This window comes from Pseudomonas putida (assembly GCA_029953615.1).
GTDB lineage: Bacteria > Pseudomonadota > Gammaproteobacteria > Pseudomonadales > Pseudomonadaceae > Aquipseudomonas.
This window is the reverse complement of record CP124529.1, coordinates 3,364,793-3,388,146: the sequence shown is the minus strand read 5'-3', so window position 1 is coordinate 3,388,146 and position 23,354 is coordinate 3,364,793. Positions and strand designations below refer to the sequence as shown.

Below are 23,354 nucleotides of genomic sequence, written 5' to 3'. Positions count from 1 at the left end.
ATGATGGATCGCGTATGCAGTGCTGGCTACCGCTGCTTTGTTACCTCTGGCATATGCGCGGGCATTTGCCAGCAGGCGATGCCAAACTGGCCAAGCAGGTCGGCCGTTTCACTGAGGGGCAAGCCGACCACCGCCGAGTAGCTGCCGGTAAAGGCCGGTGACGAACACCGCGCCCAGACCCTGGATGGCATAGCCGCCGGCCTTGTCCGCCGGTTCGCCGCTGGCCCAGTAGCGTTGCGCTTCGTCGGCGCTGATCGCACGGAAGCGCACCTTGCTGGTAACGCACAGGCTTTGCACGCGTTGGCGGTCGCTCAGGGCGACTGCGGTCAGTACCTGGTGCTCACGCCCCGAAAGGTCGGCCAGCATGGCCAAAGCATCTTCGCGGTTATCCGGCTTGCCGAGAATACGACCATCGAGCACCACGGCAGTGTCTGCGCCCAGCACCACAGCCGGGCCTTCTACGCTGGCCAGGCCGGCGGCAGCCTTGGCCCTGGCCAGGCGCTCGACGTAGGCCGTGGCGCTTTCATCGGGTAGCGGGGTTTCATCGATGGGGGCACTGACGACACTGAACGGCACACCGATCTGGGTCAGCAGTTCACGCCGACGGGGCGAGCCGGAGGCCAGGTAAAGTGGGTTCATGCAGACATCTCCCTGTCAGTCGCGGCGGCGCCGTCAGTTGATATGCAAGCGTCGACGCAGGTCGCGCAAGGCGAAGCTGATCCACGGCCAGAGCAAGGCGCTGATCACCGCCGACCAGACCAGCGCCAGGGTGGGCAGGCGGTTGCCGGTCAGCGCGCTGAGCCACAGCTGGATCAGCTGGGCGATACCGAAGATCACCAGGATCACCAGGCTTTGCTGCCACAGGGGGAACATGCGCAGGCGCTGCTGCAAGGACAGCACCAGGAAGGTGATGAGGGTGAGGATCAGCGCGTTCTGCCCCAGCAGGGTGCCGTACAGCACATCCTCGGCCAGGCCCAGCACGAACGCGGTGGTCATGCCGACCTTGTTCGGCACGGCGAGGGTCCAGAACGATACCAGCAAGGCCAGCCACATGGGCCGGAACACGTCCATGAACTGCGGCATGGGCGAAACGCTGAGCAGCAAGCCGATGGCGAAAGTCAGCCAGATGACCCAGCCGTTGTTGCGGCGTGATACAGCCATCATTGCCTCCGGGTGTGAGCGGGTGCGGCAGCCGGCGTAGCTGGTGCGGCCGCCGGGGCTGCAGGCTGAGCAGCCGGGGCCGCAGGTGTAGCCGGCGCGGTAGGCGCGGCAGGCGCCGGCGCACTGTGCTCGCCCGTCGCGGCCTGCTGGCCTGGGGCGGCGGCGCCCTTGCGGTCAGCCTCTTCCTGGGCGATGCCGGCATCGGTTGCACGCTGCTCCGGGGTACGTCGGTCACTGAACACCAGCAGCATGTAGCGGCTGCGGTTGAGCGCGGCGGTGGGGATGGCGCGAACGATGGCAAACGGCTGGCCGGAATCGTGAATCACTTCGTTGACCGTGGCCACCGGGTAGCCGGCCGGGAAACGTTGCCCCATGCCGGAACTGACCAGCAGGTCGCCTTCCTTGATGTCGGCGGTATCGGCCACATGGCGCAGTTCCAGGCGCTCCGGGTTGCCGGTGCCGCTGGCAATGGCGCGCAGGCCGTTGCGGTTGACCTGCACCGGGATGCTATGGGTGGTATCGGTCAGCAACAGTACCCGCGAGGTGTACGGCATCAGCTCGACCACCTGGCCCATCAGGCCACGGGCATCGAGCACCGGCTGGCCCAGAAACACGCCATCACGCTCGCCCTTGTTGATCAGGATGCGGTGGGTGAAGGGATTGGGGTCGACACCGATCAGCTCGGCCACTTCGACCTTTTCGTTGACCAGCGCCGAGGAGTTGAGCAACTCGCGCAGGCGCACGTTCTGCTCGGTCAGGGCCGCCAGCTTCTGCAGGCGCCCCTGCAGCAGCAGGGCTTCGGTCTTGAGCTTTTCGTTTTCGGCGATCAGTTCGGTGCGGCTGCCAAACTGGCCCGCCACACCTTGCCACGCACGCTGCGGCAGGTCGGTGATCCAGTACGACTCCATCAGTACCAGGCCCATCTGGCTGCGCACTGGTTTGAGCACGTCGAAGCGCGCGTCGACAACCATCAACGCGACCGACATCACCACCAGGACGAGCAGGCGAACGCCCAGCGAAGGGCCCTTGGAGAAAAGCGGTTTAATGGGCCGTTCCTCGTGGACGACTCAGGAGGTCATTGGACATGGGACAACGCACCAGCCTGGTTGCGGGTTGACGGATACGGCGCCCCGAACGGGCGCCAGCCCAGCACATACAGGTAGCACTGTGCGTACTACCTGTAAACCGGGCGCTCGTGAACAGCGAGCGGAATCACTCGCTGGAGAGCAGGTCCATCGCGTGCTTGTCCATCATCTCCAGGGCGCGACCGCCACCACGGGCGACACAGGTCAGCGGGTCTTCAGCAACGATCACCGGCAGACCGGTTTCCTGGGCCAGCAGCTTGTCCAGGTCACGCAACAGTGCGCCACCACCGGTCAGCACCAGGCCGCGTTCGGCGATGTCCGAGGCCAGCTCGGGCGGCGACTGCTCCAGGGCACTCTTGACCGCCTGGACGATGGTCGCCAGGGATTCCTGCAGCGCTTCGAGCACTTCGTTGGAGTTCAGGGTGAAGGCACGCGGAACGCCCTCGGCCAGGTTGCGGCCGCGCACGTCGACTTCGCGTACTTCGCCGCCCGGGTAGGCGGTACCGATTTCCTGCTTGATGCGCTCGGCGGTGGACTCGCCGATCAGGCTGCCGTAGTTGCGGCGCACGTAGGTAACGATGGCTTCGTCGAAGCGGTCGCCGCCAACGCGGACGGATTCGGCATAGACCACGCCGTTCAGGGAGATGAGCGCGATTTCAGTGGTACCACCACCGATATCGACAACCATCGAGCCGCGGGCTTCCTCGACCGGCAGGCCGGCACCGATGGCGGCGGCCATCGGTTCCTCGATCAGGAACACTTCACGGGCACCGGCACCCAGGGCCGACTCGCGGATGGCGCGGCGCTCGACCTGGGTCGACTTGCACGGCACGCAGATCAGCACGCGCGGGCTCGGCTGCAGGAAGCTGTTCTCGTGAACCTTGTTGATAAAATATTGCAACACTTTTTTCGCAGACGCTGAAGTCGGCGATGACGCCGTCCTTCATCGGACGAATGGCAGCAATGTTGCCAGGCGTACGGCCCAGCATGCGCTTGGCTTCGGTACCGACGGCGACGACGCTTTTCTGGTTGCCATGGGTACGGATGGCAACAACCGAGGGCTCATTCAGGACGATACCGCGCTCACGCACGTAAATAAGGGTGTTGGCAGTACCCAGGTCGATGGACAGATCGCTGGAAAACATGCCACGCAGTTTCTTGAACATGGGAAAGTGACCCTGGGGAAAGCGTGGGTAAAAAAGTGCGGCAAACTCTAACAATGGCAGGGATTTTGGGCAAGGAGCCAATATGTTAAATTGGCTGTTTTTCCGAGCAAGCCAGCAGAATTTCGCGGCCGTTAGACCGCCAGAAAGCTGACATGTTCCTCACCACGGACCCGAATTTCGGTCTTTGTTTCCCCTGGAGATCCCCATGGCGCTTGAACGCTGCGATGTGGAAAAGATCGCCCATCTGGCCCGTCTGGGCCTGAATGATGGCGAACTGCCACGCATTACTGACGCACTGAACAGCATTCTCGGGCTGGTCGACCAGATGCAAGCGGTCGACACTACTGGCATCGAGCCACTGGCCCACCCCCTGGAGGCCAGCCAGCGCCTGCGTCCCGACCAGGTCACCGAAAGCAACCAGCGCGACGCCTACCAGGCCATCGCGCCGTCGACCGAAAGCGGTCTGTACCTGGTTCCCAAAGTCATCGAGTAAGGGATAGAGCCTGCCATGCATCAATTGACCCTGGCCGAGATCGCCCGCGGACTCGCCGACAAGTCGTTTTCCTCCGAAGAGCTGACCGGCGCCCTGCTGGCGCGCATCAAGCAGCTCGACCCACAGATCAACAGCTTCATCAGCGTCACCGAAGAGCTGGCCCTGGGCCAGGCGCGTGCCGCCGACGCCCGTCGCGCCGCTGGCGAAACCGGCGCGCTGCTGGGTGCCCCGATCGCCCACAAGGACCTGTTCTGCACCAACGGCGTACGCACCAGCTGCGGCTCGAAGATGCTCGACAACTTCAAGGCGCCGTACGACGCCACCGTGGTTGCCAAGCTGGCCGAAGCCGGCATGGTCACCCTGGGCAAGACCAACATGGACGAATTCGCCATGGGTTCGGCCAACGAATCCAGCTACTACGGCGCGGTGAAGAACCCATGGAACCTCGAGCACGTTCCGGGCGGCTCGTCGGGTGGTTCGGCCGCAGCAGTGGCTGCGCGCCTGCTGCCAGCCACCACCGGCACCGACACCGGCGGTTCGATCCGCCAACCGGCGGCACTGACCAACCTTACCGGCCTCAAGCCGACCTACGGCCGCGTGTCGCGCTGGGGCATGATCGCCTATGCCTCCAGCCTCGACCAGGGCGGCCCGCTGGCCCGCACTGCCGAAGACTGCGCCCTGCTGCTGCAAGGCATGGCCGGTTTCGACGCCAAGGACTCCACCAGCATCGAAGAGCCGGTGCCGGACTACAGCGCCAACCTGAATGCTTCGCTGCAGGGTCTGCGCATCGGCCTGCCGAAGGAGTATTTCGGTGCCGGCCTCGACCCACGCATCGCCGACCTGGTACAGGCCAGCGTCAAGGAGCTGGAAAAGCTCGGCGCGGTGGTCAAGGAAATCAGCCTGCCGAACATGCAGCATGCCATCCCGGCCTACTACGTGATCGCCCCCGCTGAAGCCTCGTCCAACCTGTCGCGTTTCGACGGCGTGCGTTTCGGCTACCGCTGCGAAAACCCGAAAGACCTGACCGACCTGTACAAGCGTTCGCGTGGCGAAGGCTTCGGTGTCGAAGTGCAGCGCCGCATCATGGTCGGTACCTACGCCCTGTCGGCCGGCTACTACGACGCCTACTACGTGAAGGCGCAACAGATCCGCCGCCTGATCAAGAACGACTTCATGGCCGCTTTCAACGACGTCGACCTGATCCTCGGGCCGACCACGCCGAACCCGGCCTGGAAGCTCGGCGCCAAGAGCAGCGACCCGGTCGCCGCCTACCTGGAAGACGTCTACACCATCACCGCCAACCTGGCGGGCCTGCCGGGCCTGTCGATGCCGGCCGGCTTCGTCGATGGCCTGCCGGTCGGCGTGCAACTGCTGGCGCCCTACTTCCAGGAAGGCCGCCTGCTCAACGTCGCGCACCGCTACCAGCAAGTGACCGACTGGCACACCCGCGCCCCCAACGGCTTCTGAGGAATTCACACATGCAATGGGAAGTTGTGATCGGGCTGGAAATCCACACTCAGCTCGCCACCCAGTCGAAGATCTTCTCCGGCAGCGCCACCACCTTCGGCTCCGAGCCGAACACCCAGGCCAGCCTGGTTGACCTGGGCATGCCCGGCGTACTGCCGGTACTGAACCAGGAAGCCGTACGCATGGCGTGCATGTTCGGCCTGGCCATCGATGCCGAGATCGGCAAGCGCAACGTGTTCGCGCGCAAGAACTACTTCTACCCGGACCTGCCCAAGGGCTACCAGATCAGCCAGATGGACCTGCCGATCGTCGGCAAGGGCCACCTGGACATCGCCCTGGAAGACGGCACCATCAAGCGCATCGGGGTTACCCGCGCACACCTGGAAGAGGACGCCGGCAAAAGCCTGCACGAAGACTTCAGCGGCTCCACCGGCATCGACCTGAACCGTGCCGGCACCCCGCTGCTGGAAATCGTCTCCGAGCCTGACATGCGCAGCGCCAAGGAAGCCGTGGCCTACGTCAAGGCGATCCACGCGCTGGTGCGTTATCTGGGCATCTGCGACGGCAACATGGCCGAAGGCTCGCTGCGTTGCGACTGCAACGTGTCGATCCGCCCGAAAGGCCAGGCCGAGTTCGGCACCCGCTGCGAGATCAAGAACGTCAACTCGTTCCGCTTCATCGAGCGCGCGATCAACAGCGAGATCCAGCGCCAGATCGACCTGATCGAGGACGGCGGCAAGGTGGTACAGGAAACCCGCCTGTACGACCCGAACAAGGACGAGACCCGCTCCATGCGCAGCAAGGAGGAAGCCAACGACTACCGTTACTTCCCCGACCCCGACCTGCTGCCGGTGGTGATCGAGGACAGCTTCCTCGAAACCGTCCGCGCCGGCTTGCCGGAACTGCCGACGCAGAAGGTCGAGCGCTTCCAGAGCCAGTACGGTCTGTCGGCCTACGACGCCAACGTGCTGGCCTCCAGCCGCGAACAGGCAGACTACTTCGAGGAAGTGGTGAAGATCGGTGGCGACGCCAAACTCGCCGCCAACTGGGTCATGGTCGAACTGGGCAGCCTGCTGAACAAGCTGGGCATCGAGATCGACCAGGCACCGGTCAGCGCCGCTCACCTGGGCGGAATGCTGCTGCGTATCCGCGACAACACCATCAGCGGCAAGATCGCCAAGACTGTGTTCGAGGCCATGGCTGCCGGTGAAGGCGATGCCGACAGCATCATCGAAAGCAAGGGCCTGAAGCAGGTCACCGATACTGGTGCGATCGACAAGATGCTCGACGAAGTGCTGGCGGCCAACGCCGAGCAGGTCGAACAGTACCGCGCAGCCGACGAGGCCAAGCGCGGCAAGATGTTCGGCTTCTTCGTCGGCCAGGCGATGAAAGCCTCCAAAGGCAAGGCCAACCCGGGGCAAGTGAACCAATTGCTCAAGGCCAAGCTCGAAGGGTGATTTGAAAATGCGGCGAGGGCCCTGCCCTCGTTCGCGGGCTTGCCCGCTCCCACAGGTACTGCGCCGCTTCCACAGGCGGTGATATACCTGTGGGAGCGGGCAAGCCCGCGAATGGCTGCACTGGAGACCTCCTGACTTGCTAAAACGATCCCTGAGCACCCTCGCCCTCTTCACCCTGCTGGCCGGCTGCGCCAGCCAGGACGTCGACCCCGACGGCTACGACAAGACCGGCACTGCTTCCTATTACGGCGCTCGCCACCACGGCAAACGCACCGCCAGCGGCGAACCGTTCAACCAGCATGGCCTAACCGCCGCTCACCGCAGCCTGCCCTTCGGTACCCGGGTTCGGGTGACCAACCTGGCCAACCAGCGCAGCGTAGTGGTGCGCATCAACGACCGTGGCCCACATACCCGCGGCCGCCTGATCGACCTGTCACGTGCCGCCGCAGAAAAAATCGGCATGATCCGTAGCGGAACCGCGCGCGTGCGAGTACAAGGGCTTAGCGACTGACGCGACAGGAGTCCGACCATTTTCGACCTCGCCACCCTTCCCACCTTCAGCCTCCTGCAACTGGGTATCGCCCTGCTGTTGCTGGTCGGGGGTGCCGAACTGCTGGTGCGCGCAGCCCTGCGCCTGGCCCAGCGCCTGCACGTACGCCCGCTGATCATTGGCCTGAGCCTGGTGGCTTTCGGCAGCACTGCGCCACAAATGACCGTAAGTCTGCAGGCCGCTTACCAAGGCGCGCCGGATGTAGCGGTAGGCAGCGTAATCGGCAGCAATATCTTCAACGTACTGGTCATTCTCGGCCTGGCCGCATTGATCATCCCGCTGCGCGTGTCGCGGCAACTGGTGCGCCTGGACATTCCGCTGATGATCGTCGCCAGCGGCCTGGTCTATGCGTTATCCGCCAATGGCCACCTGGGGCGGGTCGAAGGGGTGTTGCTGCTAATCGGCCTGGTCGGCTATCTGGCGATACTCTGGCACCAGTCGCGCCACTATGCACGCACCTACCCCGCGCCGACCGCCGTCACAAACGGCGCCGGGCGCTTCTGGTCGGGCACCCTGCTGCAGGTGCTGGCCGGCCTGGGCCTGCTGAGCCTGGCGGGCCATTTGTTGCTGGAGGCCGCCGTAGAGTTGGCCACCGACCTGGGTCTGTCCGAGCGCATCATCGGCCTGACCGTCGTTGCCATCTGCACCTCCCTGCCGGAACTGGCCGCCGCGCTGATCGCCGCCCTGCGGGGTGAACGGGAAATCGCCGTAGGCACAGTGATCGGCAGCAACCTGTTCAACCTGCTTGCCGTGCTGGGCCTGACCGCAGTGGTCACTCCCGAACCGCTGTCGATCTCGCCCAACGCCCTGGCCTTCGACCTGCCGGTGATGCTCGGTGTTGCCGCGCTGAGCCTGCCGGTGTTTTATTCCGGCTATCGCATCACCCGCGCCGAAGGCCTGGTGTTCCTCTGCCTGTACCTGGCCTATGGGCTGCACGTGGCGGCGTTTACCATGGGCATGCCACTGGCCGGCCGCCTGGAGCGGTTGATGCTGTTCTATGTACTGCCGGTGCTCGCCATGGTGTTGCTGTACACCACAGTGCGCGCCTGGCGCCGCCAACACTAAGGAAAACAACATGGCTGATAACCAGAAGACCGGCGAACAGATTCGACGTCAGGTAATGGGCGATGCGTTCGTCGACCGCGCTTTGGGCAACGCCACCGACTTTACCCAGCCACTGCAGGACTTCGTCAACGAACATGCCTGGGGCAGCGTGTGGGCCCGCGACGGGCTACCGTTGAAAACCCGCAGCCTGATTACCCTGGCCACGCTGACGGCACTCAAGTGCCCGCAGGAACTCAAGGGGCATGTGCGCGGGGCATTGAACAATGGCTGTACAGTGGAAGAGATTCGCGAAGCGCTGCTGCATTGCGCGGTGTATGCGGGGGTGCCGGCGGCGATTGATGCCTTCAGGGCAGCCCAGGAAGTGATCGACAGCTATCAAGGCTGATTCAGCCTTTTTCAGGCCCGGCCTCTTCGCGGGCACGCCCGCTCCCACAGGTCCCCCACAGGCCCTGGAACCTGTGCATTACCTGTGGGAGCGGGCGTGCCCGCGAAGAGGCCAGGCCTGCCTTGCCTATTTGGCCTGGCGAGCCTTCTTCATCTTGAAGGCCACCCACAGCACCAGGATCCACCCAGGAATCAGCATCACCGAGATGCGAATCGGCGGGGTCAGGTACATCACCACCAGGATCAGCACGATGAACGCCAGGCACAGGTAGTTGGTGACCGGGTGCCCCCAGCTCTTGTAGAACGGGGTAATCCCGGCGGCCAGCTTGGCCTTGCGGAACTTCAGGTGGGTAATGCTGATGCTCGCCCAGTTGATCACCAGCGCCGATACCGCCAGGGCCATCAGCAAACCAAAGGCCTCACCCGGCATCAGGTAGTTGATCAGCACGCACAGCCCGGTGGCGAAAGCCGACACGCCCAGGGCGGTCAGCGGTACGCCGCTACGGCTTACCTTCAGCAACTGACGCGGTGCGTCGCCCTGGCTGGCCAGGCCGAACAGCATGCGGCTGTTGGCGTACACGCAGCTGTTGTACACCGACAGTGCGGCCGTAAGCACCACGATATTGAGGATGGTCGCCACCAGGTCACTGTCCAGTTCGTGGAAGATCATCACGAACGGGCTGCCACCCTGCACCACCTTCTGCCACGGGTACAGCGACAGCAGCACTGCCAGGGCACCAATGTAGAAGATGAGGATGCGGTACACCACCTGGTTGGTGGCTTTGGGGATGCTCTGGCGCGGGTTGTCAGCCTCGGCGGCGGTTATACCCACCAGCTCCAGGCCGCCGAACGAGAACATGATCACTGCCAATGCCATCACCAGGCCGGTGACGCCGTTGGGGAAGAAGCCGCCATACTGCCAGAGGTTGGCCACGCTGGCGTCCGGGCCGCCATTGCCGCTTGCCAGCAACCAGGCGCCGAAGCCGATCATGCTGACGATGGCCACCACCTTGACCAGGGCGAACCAGAACTCCATCTCGCCGTAGACCTTCACCTGGGTCAGGTTGATCAGGTTGATCACCACGAAGAAGATCGCCGCCGTGGCCCAGGTGGGGAAACCGGGCCACCAGTACTGCACATAGATACCCACCGCCGTCAGCTCGGCCATGCCGACCAGCACGTACACCACCCAGTAGTTCCAGCCCGAGACGAAGCCAGCGAACTCGCTCCAGTATTGGTGGGCGAAGTGGCTGAAGCTGCCGGCCACCGGCTCTTCCACCACCATTTCGCCTAGCTGGCGCATGATCAGGAAGGCCATCAGGCCGGCAATGGCATAGCCCAGCAGCACGGAGGGGCCGGCCAGCTGGATGGTCTGGGCGATGCCCAGGAACAACCCGGTACCAATGGCCCCGCCCAGCGCGATCAGCTGGATATGGCGATTCTTCAGCCCGCGCTGTAACCGCTCGGGCGTGCTCTGGTCTTGCATGAAGTGTCCTTTAGCTCAGTGAGGCTGTGTTTTTTGTGTTGTTTGCAGTCAAGGATCTAGATCCATCCGCCCCACTGCAAGATGAAAATACCAATGTTGGTGGTGATCGCCGCCATTAGCGTGGTAATCACGATGATCGACGCCGCCAGCTCATGGTTACCCTTGGCCGCCCGCGCCATGACGTAGCTGGCCGCTGCGGTCGGGCTGCCGATATACAGGAACAGGATGCCCAGCTCGGCCCCACGGAAGCCGCATAGCCAGGCGCCGAGGGTACCGAGCAGCGGTAGCCAGACCATCTTCGCCAGGCTGGCGTCGATGGCCAGCCGGCCACTGTCGCGCAGCGCCGCCATCGACAGCGTGCCGCCGATGCAGATCAGCGCCAGTGGCAGGGTCATCTGCGCCAGGTAGTCGCCCGAGGTCAGCAGCCAGTTGGGCAGCGGCACCTGGCCGTAGGCCATGGGCGTGGCCACCAGTACACTGATGATCAGCGGGTTGCTGAAAATGCTCTTGCAGATGCTCCACGGGTCGGACTTCAGGTCCGGGCTGTAAACCGCCAGCACAACCGCCGACAGCGAGTTGTACAGGAGGATGACCAGACCGGCGAGCACCGCCCCCAGGGAAATACCGTAGTCGCCGTACAGGCTGGCAGCCAGGGCCAGGCCGATTACGCCGTTGTTGCCGCGAAATGCTCCCTGGGTATAGATGCCCCGGTCGGCCGCCGGGCTGCGCCAGATGGCCAGGCCCCAGGCAATGGCGAAACCGACCAGGGTGGCGACGATGAAATAGAGGAGGACCCCGGGCTTGACCGCCGTGGCCAGGTCAGCGTGGTAGATGCCGAGGAACAACAGCGCCGGCATGCACACGTTGAACACCAGCTGTGAGGCAACGCGGTTGAAATTGTCGTCGATCAGGCGGATACGTTTGAGCAGCACGCCCATGAACAGCATGGCGAAGACCGGTGCCGTGATGTTCAGTGTCTGGATAAGAAGGGCGAGCATGCGCAAGCGATCCTGGAGGGGTTGCCGTTAGGCGGCTAATGATACGCCAACGGCCGGGACTTGCGGGGATCGCGGGGTAATACAGAGAAATTTCTGTCAGTACCAGCCTCTTCGCGGGCTTGCCCGCTCCCACAGGTATTCCACAAGCCCAAGACCTGTGCAGTACCTGTGGGAGCGGGCGAGCCCGCGAAAGGGCCGGTACAAGCCCGGCAGGAATCAGCGCCGAACCGGGCGCTTCTGCAGTTTGCGCTGCAAGGTCCGCCGGTGCATGCCCAGCGCCCGCGCAGTGGCCGAGATGTTGCCCTCGTGCTCGTTCAGCACGCGCTGGATGTGCTCCCACTGCAGGCGGTCGACCGACATCGGGTTTTCCGGCACCAGGGTATCCAGGTCGGTGTGCTCCGACAGCAAGGCCGCCAGCACATCGTCGGCATCGGCCGGTTTGCACAGGTAGTTGCAGGCACCGCGCTTGACTGCCTCCACCGCGGTGGCGATGCTGGAGTAGCCGGTCAGGATCACCACGCGCATTTCCGGGTCCAGCTCCAGCAGCTTGGGCAATAGCACCAGCCCGGAGTCGCCGTCCATCTTCAGGTCCAGCGTGGCGTAGTCCGGCAGGTCCTGCTGGGCCAGGATCAACCCTTCCTCGGCAGAGCTGGCAGTGCTGACGCGGAAACCGCGGCGGCTCATGGCCCGGGCCATGACCCGGGTGAAGGTGGCATCGTCATCCACCAGCAGCAGGTGCGGCAGCTCTTCGCCTTCGACCTGGTTTTCTTCGCTCATCATTCATCTCCTCGCTTGCCATAGGGCAGGCGCAGTTCGGTCAGGGTGCCACCCTGTTCATGACTATAGAGTTTCACCGAACCGCCCGCACGGGTCACGCTGGCCTTGCTCAAGAACAGGCCCAGGCCGAAGCCTTTGCCTTTGGTGGTAATGAAAGGTTTGCCGATCGCTTCGGCGATGGCCGGCGGCACGCCGGGGCCATGGTCACGGATGCTGATGACAATGTCATGGGTGTCCCAGTCCAGACGCACTTCAAGGTCATCGGGGCAGGCATCGGCGGCATTGTTCAACAGGTTCAGCAGTGCCTGGGTCAGGTCCGGTGGCGGGGTCAGCCGCGGCACCTGGCCGTCGCGCAGGCGCTGGAAGCGGTAGCTGGCTTCCGGGCGCATCAGGTGCCAGCGGTTGAGCGCGTCGTCCAGCCAGGCCGTCACGTCCTGCTCCACCACGGCCAGCCGGCGGTTGGCTTCGGCGGCACGGACCAGCTGTTGCAGGGTTTCCTTGCACAGCTTCACCTGGTCCTGAAGGATCTGCAGGTCTTCCTGCAGCAGCGGGTCGGCGTGGTCCTGGCGCATTTCGTTCAGCAGCACGCTCATGGTCGCCAACGGCGTGCCCAGCTCATGGGCGGCGCCGGCTGCCTGGGTGGCCACGGCCAGCAGCTGCTCGTCGCGCAGGCTCTCTTCCCGCCGCTCGGAACGCAGCTGCTCCTGGCGGCGCAGCTCTTCGGCCATGCGCGCGGCAAAGAAGGTGATCACCGCGGCAGCCAGGGCAATGCTCAACCACATGCCATAGACCTGCATCTTGTCCCGCGCCATCGGCAGGCCTTCGAGCGGGTAGAACTGCACCAGCAACAGGCTGTAGGCGGTCAGGGCAATACCGGAAAGGATCAGCGAATACAGCCATGGCAAGGTGACTGCGGCAATCGCCAGCGGCACCAGGTAATACGACACGAACGGGTTGGTCGAGCCGCCGGAGTAATACAGCAAGGCACTGTGAATCAGCAGGTCGCAGGCCAGTTGCAGGGCATACTCCAGCTCGGTAACCGGCAACGACAGGCGCAGGCGCAGGGCGGTGAAGGCACACAGCAGTGAAGACAAGGCCAAGGTGCCGGCCAGCGACAACCAGGGCAAGGGCAGCAGTTCGGTCCAGTAGGCGACACCCACGGAGCCGGCCTGGGCAGCCAGGACCAGGACCCGAATGACGGTCAGGCGCCAGAGGTTCTGGCGGGTAGCGGACAGCGGTTGTACGGCGGCGAGCATGAGCTCTCCTGATGAGTGCTCCAGAAAAATCGGCTGGAGTATACCGAAGCCGGGCGCCCTGCTGCAGCGATGCGGCAAAGCGCCACACTTTGTCACAGGTTGATGATGGCACTTTTGAACCCACTACACTGTTGCCGGTCTGATGGGCCATGCGTGGGATGGATGATCACAACCCACGCCTTATTTTGCCAAGGAGTACCACATGCAAATCCCACGTCGCGGCACCGCCCTGATCCTGTCCTGCGGCCTGCTCGCCAGCCTGCCGGCGCTGGCGGCCGATGAGCCACGTTACAACCAGGTCTCGCTGCGTGCCGAAGTCAGCAAGGAAGTGCCACGCGACCTGATGGTCGTGACCCTGTACAGCGAAGCGCAGAACACCGACCCGGGCAAGCTCGCCAAGCAGATCACCGAAACCATGAACAAGGCCGTGCAGCAGTCGCGCCAGGTCAAGGACGTGAAAATCAGCCAGGGCAGCCGCAACAGCTACCCGGTGTATGACAGCAAGGGCCAGAAAATTTCCGGCTGGCGCGAACGCGCCGAACTGCGCCTGGAAAGTGCCAACTTCCCTGCCCTGTCGCAGCTGACTGCCGACCTGCTGCAAGAGCTGAAGATGGGTGGCATGGACTTCTCCATCGCCCCGGCCACGCGCAAGGCCAGCGAGGATGCACTGCTCAAGGATGCAGTGGATGCGTTCAAGGCGCGCGCGCAACTGGCTACCGAGGCGCTGGGTGGCAAGGGTTACAAGGTGGTCAGCCTGAACCTCAACAGCAGCGGCTACCCACGCCCGTACCTGCGCAGTGCGCCGATGGCGATGAAGGCCATGGGGGCTGATGAAGCAGCGCCGGCGCCGGATATCGAGGCCGGGACCAGCGAAGTGAGCATGAATGCCGATGGCTTGATTGAAGTGCAGATGCCTTGAGATCGCCGGGGGCGCTTTGCGCCCCATCGCCGGCAAGCCAGCTCCCACAGGGACCACGCAACCCTGACAAGTAGTGGAACCCTGTGGGAGCTGGCTTGCCGGCGATGAGGCCATCCGAAAAAACGCGTTTTTCAGACCTTTCCTACGCACCACCAAGGTGCTTCCTACATCCCGCCCCGCCCAGAAACATCCCGCAAAAAGCCATCATTTTGCCCGCGCAAACGTTTAACTTCGCTGAAAGTTATACCAATGCGACATTCATGTACGTGCGTACCACTTTTCTGGCGCCAATCATCCGCCTCCATATTGCATTGGCAATTTCCCTGCATAAGTATCCGCAGGTCGGCTCACGAGGCCGCCTCAATCGAAAAATGACAACAATGAGGCCATCATGCTCAAACACGCAGTCATTCCGTTCCTGCTAGGTGCAGGTTTGCTTTCCGGCGCACCGTCGGCCCTCGCTGCATCGAACCTGGTGTTCTGCTCCGAAGGCAGCCCGGCCGGCTTTGACCCGGGGCAATACACCACAGGAACTGACTTCGACGCCTCGGCCGAGACCGTATTCAACCGCCTGACCCAGTTCGAACGTGGCGGCACTGCAGTCATCCCCGGTCTGGCGACCAAGTGGGAAGTCTCCGATGACGGCAAGACCTACACCTTCCATCTGCGCGAAGGGGTCAAGTTCCACACCACCGACTACTTCAAGCCCTCCCGCCCCTTCAACGCCGACGACGTGCTGTTCACCTTCAACCGCATGCTCGACAAGAACCACCCGTTCCGCCAGGCCTACCCCACCGAGTTCCCGTACTTCACCGACATGGGCATGGACAAGAACATCGCCAAGGTGGAGAAGCTCGACGAACACACGGTCAGGTTCACCCTCAATGAAGTCGACGCCGCGTTCATCCAGAACCTGGCCATGAGCTTCGCCTCGATCCAGTCCGCCGAATACGCCGACCAGTTGCTCAAGGATGGCAAGGCCGCCGACATCAACCAGAAGCCGATCGGCACCGGCCCGTTCGTGTTCAGCAAGTACCAGAAGGACGCGCAGATTCGTTTCAAGGGCAACAAGGACTACTGGCAACCCGATGACGTGAAGATCGACAACCTGATCTTCGCCATCACCACCGACGCCTCGGTGCGCATGCAGAAGCTGAAGAAGAACGAGTGCCAGGTCACCCTGTTCCCGCGTCCGGCCGATATCGAACCGCTGAAGAAAGACCCCAAACTGAAAATGCCTGACCAGGCCGGCTTCAATCTCGGCTACATCGCCTACAACGTGATGGACAAGGTCAAGGGCAGTAACGAGGCCAACCCGCTGGCCCAGCTGAAAGTGCGCCAGGCGCTGGACATGGCCGTGGACAAGAAAAAGATCATCGAGTCGGTCTACCAGGGCGCCGGCCAGTTGGCCGTCAACGCCATGCCGCCAACCCAGTGGTCCTATGACGACAGCATCAAGGACGCGCCATTCGACCCGGAAAAGGCCAGGCAGCTGCTCAAGGAAGCCGGCATCAAGGAAGGTACCGAAATCACCCTGTGGGCGATGCCCGTGCAACGCCCGTACAACCCCAATGCCAAGCTGATGGCCGAGATGCTGCAATCCGACTGGGCCAAGGTCGGCATCAAGGCGAAGATCGTCAGCTACGAATGGGGTGAATACATCAAACGCTCCAAGGGTGGCGAACAGGGCGCCATGCTGATTGGCTGGAGTGGTGACAACGGTGACCCGGACAACTGGCTGGGCACCCTGTACGGCTGCGATGCCATGAACGGCAACAACTTCTCCAAGTGGTGCTACAAGCCCTACGACGACCTGATCAAGCAAGCCAAGGCTACCCCGGACCAGGCCAAGCGCACCGAGCTGTACCAGCAGGCACAGCACATCCTCAAGGAGCAGGTGCCGATCACCCCGATCGCCCACTCCACGGTGTATCAGCCCATGAGCGCCAAGGTGAAGGATTTCAAGATCAGCCCGTTCGGCCTGAACTCCTTCTACGGCGTCAGCGTGGACAAATAGGCTAGCCAGGGCACCCGCCGAGCGGGTGCCCCGCCAACCTCCTACCCCTTCATGTCGTCCCGCCGCTACCCGCAGCGGGGTCGGCGAACTGTTGCCGCCATTCGTACGCCGAGGCGGCGCCAACAGCCGTAAAAGGATTTGCCATGCGCCATACCACCCGCCTTTCCGCCCTGCTGGCCCTGGGCCTGATCAGCCAATCGCCGGCCCTGCTGGCCAACAACCTGGTGTTCTGCTCCGAAGGCAGCCCCGCCGGCTTCGACACCGCCCAGTACACCAGCGCCACCGACAACGACGCCGCCGAACCGATCTACAACCGCCTGGTCGAGTTCGAGCGCGGCGGCACTGCCGTGCACCCTGCCCTGGCGACCCGCTGGGAGGTGTCCGAGGATGGCCTGCGCTACACCTTCCATCTGCGCGAAGGGGTGAAATTCCACAGCAACAAGGCCTTTGCACCGAGCCGCGACTTCAACGCCGACGACGTGCTGTTCACCTTCAACCGCATGCTCGACAAGAACCACCCGTTCCGCCAGGCCTACCCGACCGAGTTCCCCTACTTCATCAGCATGGGCCTGGACAAGAACATCGCCCGTGTCGAGAAAACCGCCCCCATGACCGTGGTTTTCACCTTGAACAAGGTCGATGCCGCGTTCATCCAGAACCTGGCCATGAGCTTCGCGTCCATCCTGTCTGCTGAATACGCCGAACAACTGATGGCCAGCGGGCGCCCCAGCGACATCAACCAGCAGCCGATCGGCACCGGGCCGTTCGTGTTCCAGCGTTACCAAAAGGATTCGCAGATCCGCTACAAAGGCAACAAGGCGTATTGGGCTCCGCAGGAGGTGAAGATCGACAACCTGGTGTTCTCGATCAACGTCGACCCTTCGGTGCGTATCCAGAAGCTGCGCCGCAACGAATGCCAGGTCACCCTGCACCCGCGCCCCGCCGACCTGCCGGCGCTCAAGGCCGACAGCAAACTGCAGGTGCTGCAGCAGCCGGGCTTCAACCTTGGCTATATCGCCTACAACACCCAGCATCCACCGTTCGACCGCCTGGAGGTACGCCAGGCGATGGATATGGCGGTGAACAAGCAGGCGATCATCCAGGCTGTGTACCAGGACTCCGGGCAACTGGCAGTCAACGCCATGCCGCCGACCCAGTGGTCCTATGACGACAGCCTCAAGGACGCCCCCTTCGATCCGGAAAAGGCCAAACAGCTATTGCAGCAGGCCGGGGTCAAGCCGGGCACCGAGATCACCCTGTGGGCCATGCCGGTGCAGCGCCCGTACAACCCCAACGCCAAGCTGATGGCGGAAATGCTCCAGGCCGACTGGAGCAAGCTCGGCTTCAAGGTGCGCATCGTCAGCTACGAATGGGGCGAGTACCTCAAGCGCATGAAAAGCGGCGAGCACGATATCGCCCTGATCGGCTGGACCGGGGACAACGGTGACCCGGACAACTGGCTGGGCACCCTCTACAACTGCGATGCCATCGGCAGCAACAACTACTCGCTGTGGTGCGACCCGCAGTATGACAGCCTGGTCAAGCAGGCCAAGCAGGTCACTGATCGCGCGCAGCGCACCGCCCTGTACCAGCAGGCCCAGCAGCGGCTCAAGCAACAGGTGCCGATTACCCCGGTGGCGCATTCCACGGTCAACCAACCGCTCAGCGTCAGGGTTTCCGACTTCAAGGTCAGCCCGTTCGGGCGCAATGATTTTTCCGGTGTGAGTGTTGATTAAACGTTAGCCGGTACCGGCCTCTTCGCGGGCTTGCCCGCTCCCACAGGGATCTTCTCAGGTTCACGACACCTGTGGGAGCGGGCGCGCCCGCGAAGAGGCCGGAACAGCCGACACCACTTCCCGATTCCGCCCGGTCACCCCGGGCAACCCTGGCAACACCGCAGCAAGAAACCCGGCCCACAAGGCCGGCATAACTAGAAAAGAAAGGGAGCTTCAACCTTGAAAACGTTCACCTTGACCGCACTGGCCTTATCCATCAGTGCCTTATCCACCGTGGCCCAGGCCGACCCGCAAAGCCAGGACTACATTCCCATCACCCTCAAAGTCAGCAGCGAGCAGGAGCAGGCCAGCGGCTTCATCGACGGCCAGAGCCTGTCCGGTAGCACTCGCAACTGGTACGCCCGCGAACGCGCCGCACGCGCCCCGCTGTGGAGGTACTACAAGAGCGACGGCACCCGCCATCCCACCCACAGCCGCGAGAACTGGGTGCAGGGCACCATTCTCAACTACAGCTCAGGGTTCACCCAGGGCACCGTCGGTTTCGCCGTCGAAGCCGCCGGCTACAATGCCATCGCCCTGCAGCAGAGCCGCGAAGCTGTCGCCGGCCCCAACAACCGTACCCTGACCCACAGCGACGGCGACCCGATCGGCCAGTGGAGCAAGATGGGCCTGGCCAACGTCAAGGCCCGCGTGTCCAACACCACCCTCACCGTTGGCCGCCAATCGGTGGACACGCCGATGATCGCCTATATCGGCAACCGCGCCCTGCCGTCGAGCTTCCAGGGTGCATTCCTGCACAGCGCCGAATTCGACAACCTGAGCTTCGACCTGGGTACTTTCGACCGCGTCTCACCGCGTACCGAACAGAGCCTCAGCAAGTTCCGCAGCGAATACAGTGCCACTGGCGTGGAAACCGACCGCGCCAGCACCGCCGGCATCAACTACCAGCCGTTCAAGAGCCTGAGCACCAGCCTGTACGCCACCAAGGTCGACGACTTCTGGAACCAGTACTACTTCGGCGCCAACCACGTGCTCGGCGACAGTGCTGTACTCAGCCTGAGCACCGGCCTGAACTACTACAAGACCGTCGATGCCGGCAGCAAGAAGATGGGCGAGATCGACAACGACACCTACAGCCTGTCGCTCGGCCTGACCCACCAGGCCCACACCCTCAGCGCCTCCTGGCAGCAGGTCAACGGCAACGAGTACTTCGACTACCTGCACGAAACCAACGGCATCTACCTGGCCAACTCGCTGCTGTCGGACTTCAACGGCCCCAACGAGAAATCGCTGCAGATTTCCTATGTGCTGAACATGGCGCCGTACGGCGTACCGGGCCTGAAGTTCAACCTGTACAACGCCCGCGGCTGGGGCATCGACGGTACCCATTACCGCGGCACCGCCTACGACGTGAATGGCCTGGATGGCGAAACCCACTACGAGTGGGGCATCGGCACCAGCTACGCGGTACAGAGCGGGCCGCTGAAAGACACCAGCATCCGCGCCACCTATACCGCGCACCGCGCCAGCAAGGCCCAGGGCGATGGCAGCCTGGATGAGTTCCGGGTGGTTACCACCATTCCATTCAACATTCTCTGACCACCGGCGCCACGGCCTGCTTCGCTGCGGGCCGTGGCGGCTACGCTGGAATCAATGCAAACAGGGAGTCTTCACCCCATGCAGAGAGCTTTCATGAAATCGCTACCGCTGCGCCTTGCCCTGGCAGCGCTGGTCCTGGGCAGCGCCACGCAACTGGCGGCCAAACCGCTGGTTGTGTGCACCGAAGCCAGCCCTGAAGGGTTCGACATCGTCCAGTACACAACAGCGGTCACCTTCGACGCCGCCTCCGAGACGCTGTTCAACCGCCTGGTCGACTTCAAGCCTGGTACCACCGACGTCCAGCCGGCACTGGCCGAACGTTGGGACATCTCACCGGACGGACTGACCTACACCTTCCACCTGCGCCGGGGAGTGAAGTTCCACAGCACCGACTACTTCAAGCCCACTCGCGAATTCAACGCCGATGATGTGCTGTGGAGCCTGCGCCGCCAGCTCGACCCGGCCCACCCGTGGCACGACAAGACCAGCGTCGGCTACCCATACTTCGAAAGCATGGCCTTCAAGAGCCTGCTCAAGTCGGTGGACAAGACTGATGACCACACCGTGGTGATCACCCTCACCCGCCCGGAAGCACCGTTCCTGCGGGACATGGCCATGGGCTTCACCTCGATCTACTCCGCCGAATACGGCGACCAGTTGCTCAAGGCCGGCAAAACCGCCGAGCTGAACAGCAAGCCGATCGGCACCGGCCCGTTCATCTTCCAGCGTTACAACAAGGACGCCCAGGTCCGCTTCAAACCCAACCCGGACTACTTCCGCGGCAAACCACCGGCCGACGCCCTGATATTCGCCATCGCCACCGACAGCAATGTGCGCCTGCAAAAGCTTCGTGCCAATGAATGCCAGGTCGCGTTGTACCCCAAGCCGGAGGATGTGCCATCGATCAAGGCAGACCCCACGCTAAAGGTGGCCGAGACCGAAGCGCTGGTCACCGGCTACATCTCGATGAACACCCAGCACAAGTACCTGAGCGATGTGCGTGTGCGCAAAGCCATCAACATGGCCTTCGACCGGCCAGACCCATGTCGACCAGCTGTTTGGCAAAGGTAACGCTCAGGTGGGGGTGAACCCGTACCCGCCGAGCATGATCGGCTACAACAAAGAGAACAGTAACCCGGCCCGCGATCTGGCCAAGGCCCGTGAACTGCTCAAGGAAGCCGGGGTGCCGGAAGGCACGGTGATCACCCTGTTCACCCGCAACGGTGGCGGCCCAACCAACCCCAATCCGCGGTTGTCCGCCGAGATGCTGCAAGCCGACCTCAAGCAGATAGGCCTGAAGCTGGATATCCGCGTGATGGAATGGGCCGAAATGCTGCGCCGGGCCAAGAAGGGCGAAGCCGACCTGGTGTCCACTGGCTGGGCGGGTGACAACGGCGACCCGGACAACTTCCTCACCCCGCTGCTCAGCTGCGAGGCGGCGAAGAACGGCGAGAACTATGCCCGCTGGTGCAACCCTAAGTTCCAGGAACTGATCAGCCGCGCCCGTGAGGTGATCGACAACGACGAGCGCGCAAGGCTCTATAGCGAGGCATTGAAGGTGTACGATGAGGACCAACCCTGGATCAGCATGGCCCACCCGAAGGTGTTCACGGCCATGCGTGACAACGTGGAGGGCTACGTAGTCAGCCCTCTGACCAACAACAACTTCGCCACCACCAAGGTGAAGTAGAACAACAACGACCGCCGGCACCCCGCACGGGAACCGGCGGCACCACCGTAGCGGGCTGATCGCCCCACGGCCTGATGAGGTAACCCCGACAATGTTGAGCTTTATTGCCCGGCGCCTTGGCCTGCTGATACCGACCTTTTTCGGTATCACCTTGCTGACCTTCGCGCTCATACGCCTGATCCCCGGCGACCCGGTGGAAGTGATGATGGGCGAGCGCAGGGTCGACCCCGAAATGCATGCCCAGGCCATGGAGCGCCTTGGCCTGAACAAGCCGCTGCCGGTCCAGTACCTGGACTATGTCGGCAAGCTGGCCCAGGGTGACCTCGGTGAATCGCTGCGCACCCGCGAGAGCGTGTGGCACGAGTTCCTCACCCTGTTCCCGGCCACCCTCGAACTGGCCTTCGCCGCCCTGCTGTTCGCCGGCATCGTCGGCCTGCTGGCCGGGGTGATTGCCGCGCTCAAGCGCGGTTCGCTGTTCGACCATGGGGTAATGGGCATTTCCCTGGCCGGTTACTCGATGCCGATCTTCTGGTGGGGCCTGATCCTGATCATGTTCTTCTCGGTGAGCCTGGGCTGGACCCCGGTGTCCGGGCGCATCGACCTACTCTATGACATCGAGCCGAAGACCGGTTTCATGCTCATCGACACCCTGCTCAGCGACGAGGAAGGCGCTTTCAAGGACGCGGTGATGCACCTGATCCTGCCGGCCATCGTGCTCGGCACCATCCCGCTGGCGGTGATCGCCCGCATGACCCGCTCGTCGATGCTCGAAGTGCTGCGCGAGGACTACATCCGCACCGCCCGCGCCAAAGGCCTGTCGCCAGCTCGCGTGGTGTTCGTGCACGGCCTGCGCAACGCGCTGATCCCGGTGCTGACCGTGTTCGGCCTGCAGGTCGGCACGCTGCTGGCCGGTGCAGTGCTGACCGAAACCATCTTTTCCTGGCCGGGCATCGGCAAGTGGCTGATCGAAGCCATCGGTGCCCGTGACTACCCCGTGGTCCAGAACGGCATCCTGTTGATCGCCTGCCTGGTAATCCTGGTCAACTTCGTCGTGGACATCCTCTACGGCCTGGCCAACCCACGCATCCGTCATCAGCGCTGAGGCCCTCGTCATGACTAGCCCGATTCCGAAATCCGTCACGCCGGCCAGCCCGGTGGACCAGAGCCTGCTCTACCCCTCACCGTACAAAGAATTCTGGCAAGCCTTCGCCCGCAACAAAGGCGCGGTGATGGGCCTGGCCTTCATGTGCCTGGTGGTGTTCTGCGCGCTGTTCGCGCCGTGGGTCGCCCCGCACGACCCGAGCGAGCAGTACCGCGAGTTCCTGCTGACCCCGCCGGTGTGGCTCGAAGGTGGCAGCTGGCAGTTCATCCTCGGCACCGACGAGCTGGGCCGCGACCTGCTTTCGCGGCTGATCCAGGGCGCGCGGCTGTCGCTGCTGATCGGCCTGTCGTCGGTGCTGATGTCGTTGATCCCTGGCATCCTGCTGGGCCTGCTGGCCGGTTTCTTCCCGCAACTGCTCGGCCCGTCGATCATGCGCCTGATGGACGTGATGCTGGCCCTGCCCTCGCTGCTGCTGGCAGTAGCCATCGTCGCCATCCTCGGCCCAGGCCTGATCAACACCGTGATCGCCATCGCCATCGTGTCGTTGCCATCCTACGTGCGCCTGACCCGCGCCGCCGTGATGGGCGAGCTGAACCGCGACTACGTCACCGCCGCCCGCCTGGCGGGTGCAGGGCTGCCACGGCTGATGTTCGTCACCGTGCTGCCCAACTGCATGGCACCGCTGATCGTGCAAGCCACCCTCAGCTTCTCTTCGGCCATCCTCGACGCCGCCGCTCTGGGCTTCCTCGGCCTTGGCGTGCAGCCGCCGACCCCGGAGTGGGGCACCATGCTGGCTTCGGCCCGCGACTACATCGAGCGCGCCTGGTGGGTAGTGAGCTTGCCCGGCCTGACCATTCTGCTCAGTGTGCTGGCAATCAACCTGATGGGCGACGGCCTGCGCGATGCGCTGGACCCGAAACTCAAGAACGCCGCCTGAGGAGAACGC

18 protein-coding genes and 3 pseudogenes are annotated in these 23,354 nt (G+C 63.4%); 13 read left to right on the top strand and 8 right to left on the bottom strand.

Annotation, left to right across the window (positions count from 1 at the left end):
- Window positions 1–26 precede the first annotated feature (26 nt).
- From QIY50_15560 to mreB, 4 genes and pseudogenes are all read right to left on the bottom strand, one after another.
- Window positions 27–639, bottom strand: a pseudogene (locus tag QIY50_15560) (Maf family protein).
- Between the two features lie 33 nt (window positions 640–672).
- A complete protein-coding gene (gene mreD / locus QIY50_15555) occupies window positions 673–1,161 on the bottom strand; it encodes a rod shape-determining protein MreD (GenBank protein ID WGV18858.1) in 489 nt (162 codons plus the stop codon).
- Window positions 1,161–2,177: a rod shape-determining protein MreC gene (mreC, locus tag QIY50_15550; protein ID WGV23064.1), complete on the bottom strand. Its 1,017-nt coding sequence runs from the start codon at window positions 2,175–2,177 to the stop codon at window positions 1,161–1,163. Before mreC ends, mreD begins: the two co-directional genes overlap by 1 nt.
- Window positions 2,178–2,373: 196 nt before the next feature.
- Window positions 2,374–3,412: pseudogene (gene mreB, locus QIY50_15545) on the bottom strand (rod shape-determining protein MreB).
- Window positions 3,413–3,617: 205 nt separating this feature from the next.
- Between mreB and gatC the strand changes: the two are divergent.
- The 6 genes from gatC to QIY50_15515 all read left to right on the top strand — a co-directional run bounded on the left by gatC (window position 3,618) and on the right by QIY50_15515 (window position 8,829).
- Window positions 3,618–3,905: an Asp-tRNA(Asn)/Glu-tRNA(Gln) amidotransferase subunit GatC gene (gene gatC / locus QIY50_15540; protein ID WGV18857.1), complete on the top strand. Its 288-nt coding sequence runs from the start codon at window positions 3,618–3,620 to the stop codon at window positions 3,903–3,905.
- Between the two features lie 15 nt (window positions 3,906–3,920).
- The gene (gene gatA / locus QIY50_15535) at window positions 3,921–5,372 is read left to right on the top strand and encodes an Asp-tRNA(Asn)/Glu-tRNA(Gln) amidotransferase subunit GatA (protein WGV18856.1); all 1,452 of its coding nucleotides are present in this window, start codon (window positions 3,921–3,923) and stop codon (window positions 5,370–5,372) included.
- A gap of 11 nt (window positions 5,373–5,383) precedes the next feature.
- Window positions 5,384–6,829 carry an Asp-tRNA(Asn)/Glu-tRNA(Gln) amidotransferase subunit GatB gene (gene gatB, locus QIY50_15530; GenBank protein WGV18855.1) on the top strand — a complete coding sequence of 482 codons (1,446 nt, stop codon included), beginning with the start codon at window positions 5,384–5,386 and terminating at the stop codon, window positions 6,827–6,829.
- A 136-nt stretch (window positions 6,830–6,965) separates the two neighbouring features.
- Window positions 6,966–7,340: a septal ring lytic transglycosylase RlpA family protein gene (locus QIY50_15525; GenBank protein ID WGV18854.1), complete on the top strand. Its 375-nt coding sequence runs from the start codon at window positions 6,966–6,968 to the stop codon at window positions 7,338–7,340.
- Between the two features lie 60 nt (window positions 7,341–7,400).
- Entirely contained in the window at window positions 7,401–8,444 is a 1,044-nt protein-coding gene (locus QIY50_15520; protein WGV23063.1) for a calcium/sodium antiporter, read from the top strand.
- 10 nt (window positions 8,445–8,454) lie between these two features.
- On the top strand, window positions 8,455–8,829 hold the full coding sequence (locus QIY50_15515; GenBank protein ID WGV18853.1) for a carboxymuconolactone decarboxylase family protein: 375 nt from the start codon (window positions 8,455–8,457) through the stop codon (window positions 8,827–8,829).
- A 126-nt stretch (window positions 8,830–8,955) separates the two neighbouring features.
- Here QIY50_15515 and QIY50_15510 read toward each other — a convergent pair whose 3' ends face one another.
- From QIY50_15510 to QIY50_15495, 4 genes are all read right to left on the bottom strand, one after another.
- The gene (locus QIY50_15510; protein ID WGV18852.1) at window positions 8,956–10,314 is read right to left on the bottom strand and encodes an amino acid permease; all 1,359 of its coding nucleotides are present in this window, start codon (window positions 10,312–10,314) and stop codon (window positions 8,956–8,958) included.
- A gap of 56 nt (window positions 10,315–10,370) precedes the next feature.
- Window positions 10,371–11,312 carry an AEC family transporter gene (locus tag QIY50_15505; protein ID WGV18851.1) on the bottom strand — a complete coding sequence of 314 codons (942 nt, stop codon included), beginning with the start codon at window positions 11,310–11,312 and terminating at the stop codon, window positions 10,371–10,373.
- A gap of 216 nt (window positions 11,313–11,528) precedes the next feature.
- Window positions 11,529–12,089 (bottom strand): response regulator transcription factor, encoded by a 561-nt coding sequence (locus QIY50_15500; GenBank protein ID WGV18850.1) that lies wholly within the window; start codon window positions 12,087–12,089, stop codon window positions 11,529–11,531.
- Window positions 12,089–13,345, bottom strand: coding sequence for an ATP-binding protein (locus QIY50_15495; protein ID WGV18849.1), 1,257 nt, complete (start codon window positions 13,343–13,345; stop codon window positions 12,089–12,091). Before QIY50_15495 ends, QIY50_15500 begins: the two co-directional genes overlap by 1 nt.
- Window positions 13,346–13,547: 202 nt before the next feature.
- On the opposite strand from QIY50_15495, the gene QIY50_15490 reads away from it, so the two are divergent.
- The 7 genes and pseudogenes from QIY50_15490 (at window position 13,548) to QIY50_15460 (ending at window position 23,345) form a co-directional block, all read left to right on the top strand.
- The gene (locus tag QIY50_15490) at window positions 13,548–14,264 is read left to right on the top strand and encodes an SIMPL domain-containing protein (protein WGV18848.1); all 717 of its coding nucleotides are present in this window, start codon (window positions 13,548–13,550) and stop codon (window positions 14,262–14,264) included.
- A gap of 391 nt (window positions 14,265–14,655) precedes the next feature.
- A complete protein-coding gene (locus QIY50_15485; GenBank protein WGV18847.1) occupies window positions 14,656–16,281 on the top strand; it encodes an ABC transporter substrate-binding protein in 1,626 nt (541 codons plus the stop codon).
- Window positions 16,282–16,424: 143 nt separating this feature from the next.
- Window positions 16,425–18,017 (top strand): ABC transporter substrate-binding protein, encoded by a 1,593-nt coding sequence (locus QIY50_15480; protein ID WGV18846.1) that lies wholly within the window; start codon window positions 16,425–16,427, stop codon window positions 18,015–18,017.
- Between the two features lie 219 nt (window positions 18,018–18,236).
- A complete protein-coding gene (locus QIY50_15475; GenBank protein ID WGV18845.1) occupies window positions 18,237–19,616 on the top strand; it encodes an OprD family porin in 1,380 nt (459 codons plus the stop codon).
- Window positions 19,617–19,694: 78 nt separating this feature from the next.
- Window positions 19,695–21,306: pseudogene (locus QIY50_15470) on the top strand (ABC transporter substrate-binding protein).
- Window positions 21,307–21,397: 91 nt separating this feature from the next.
- Complete coding sequence (locus tag QIY50_15465; GenBank protein ID WGV18844.1) at window positions 21,398–22,408, top strand: ABC transporter permease subunit; 1,011 nt, start codon at window positions 21,398–21,400, stop codon at window positions 22,406–22,408.
- Window positions 22,409–22,418: 10 nt separating this feature from the next.
- Window positions 22,419–23,345: an ABC transporter permease subunit gene (locus QIY50_15460; GenBank protein WGV18843.1), complete on the top strand. Its 927-nt coding sequence runs from the start codon at window positions 22,419–22,421 to the stop codon at window positions 23,343–23,345.
- Window positions 23,346–23,354: the final 9 nt, after the last annotated feature.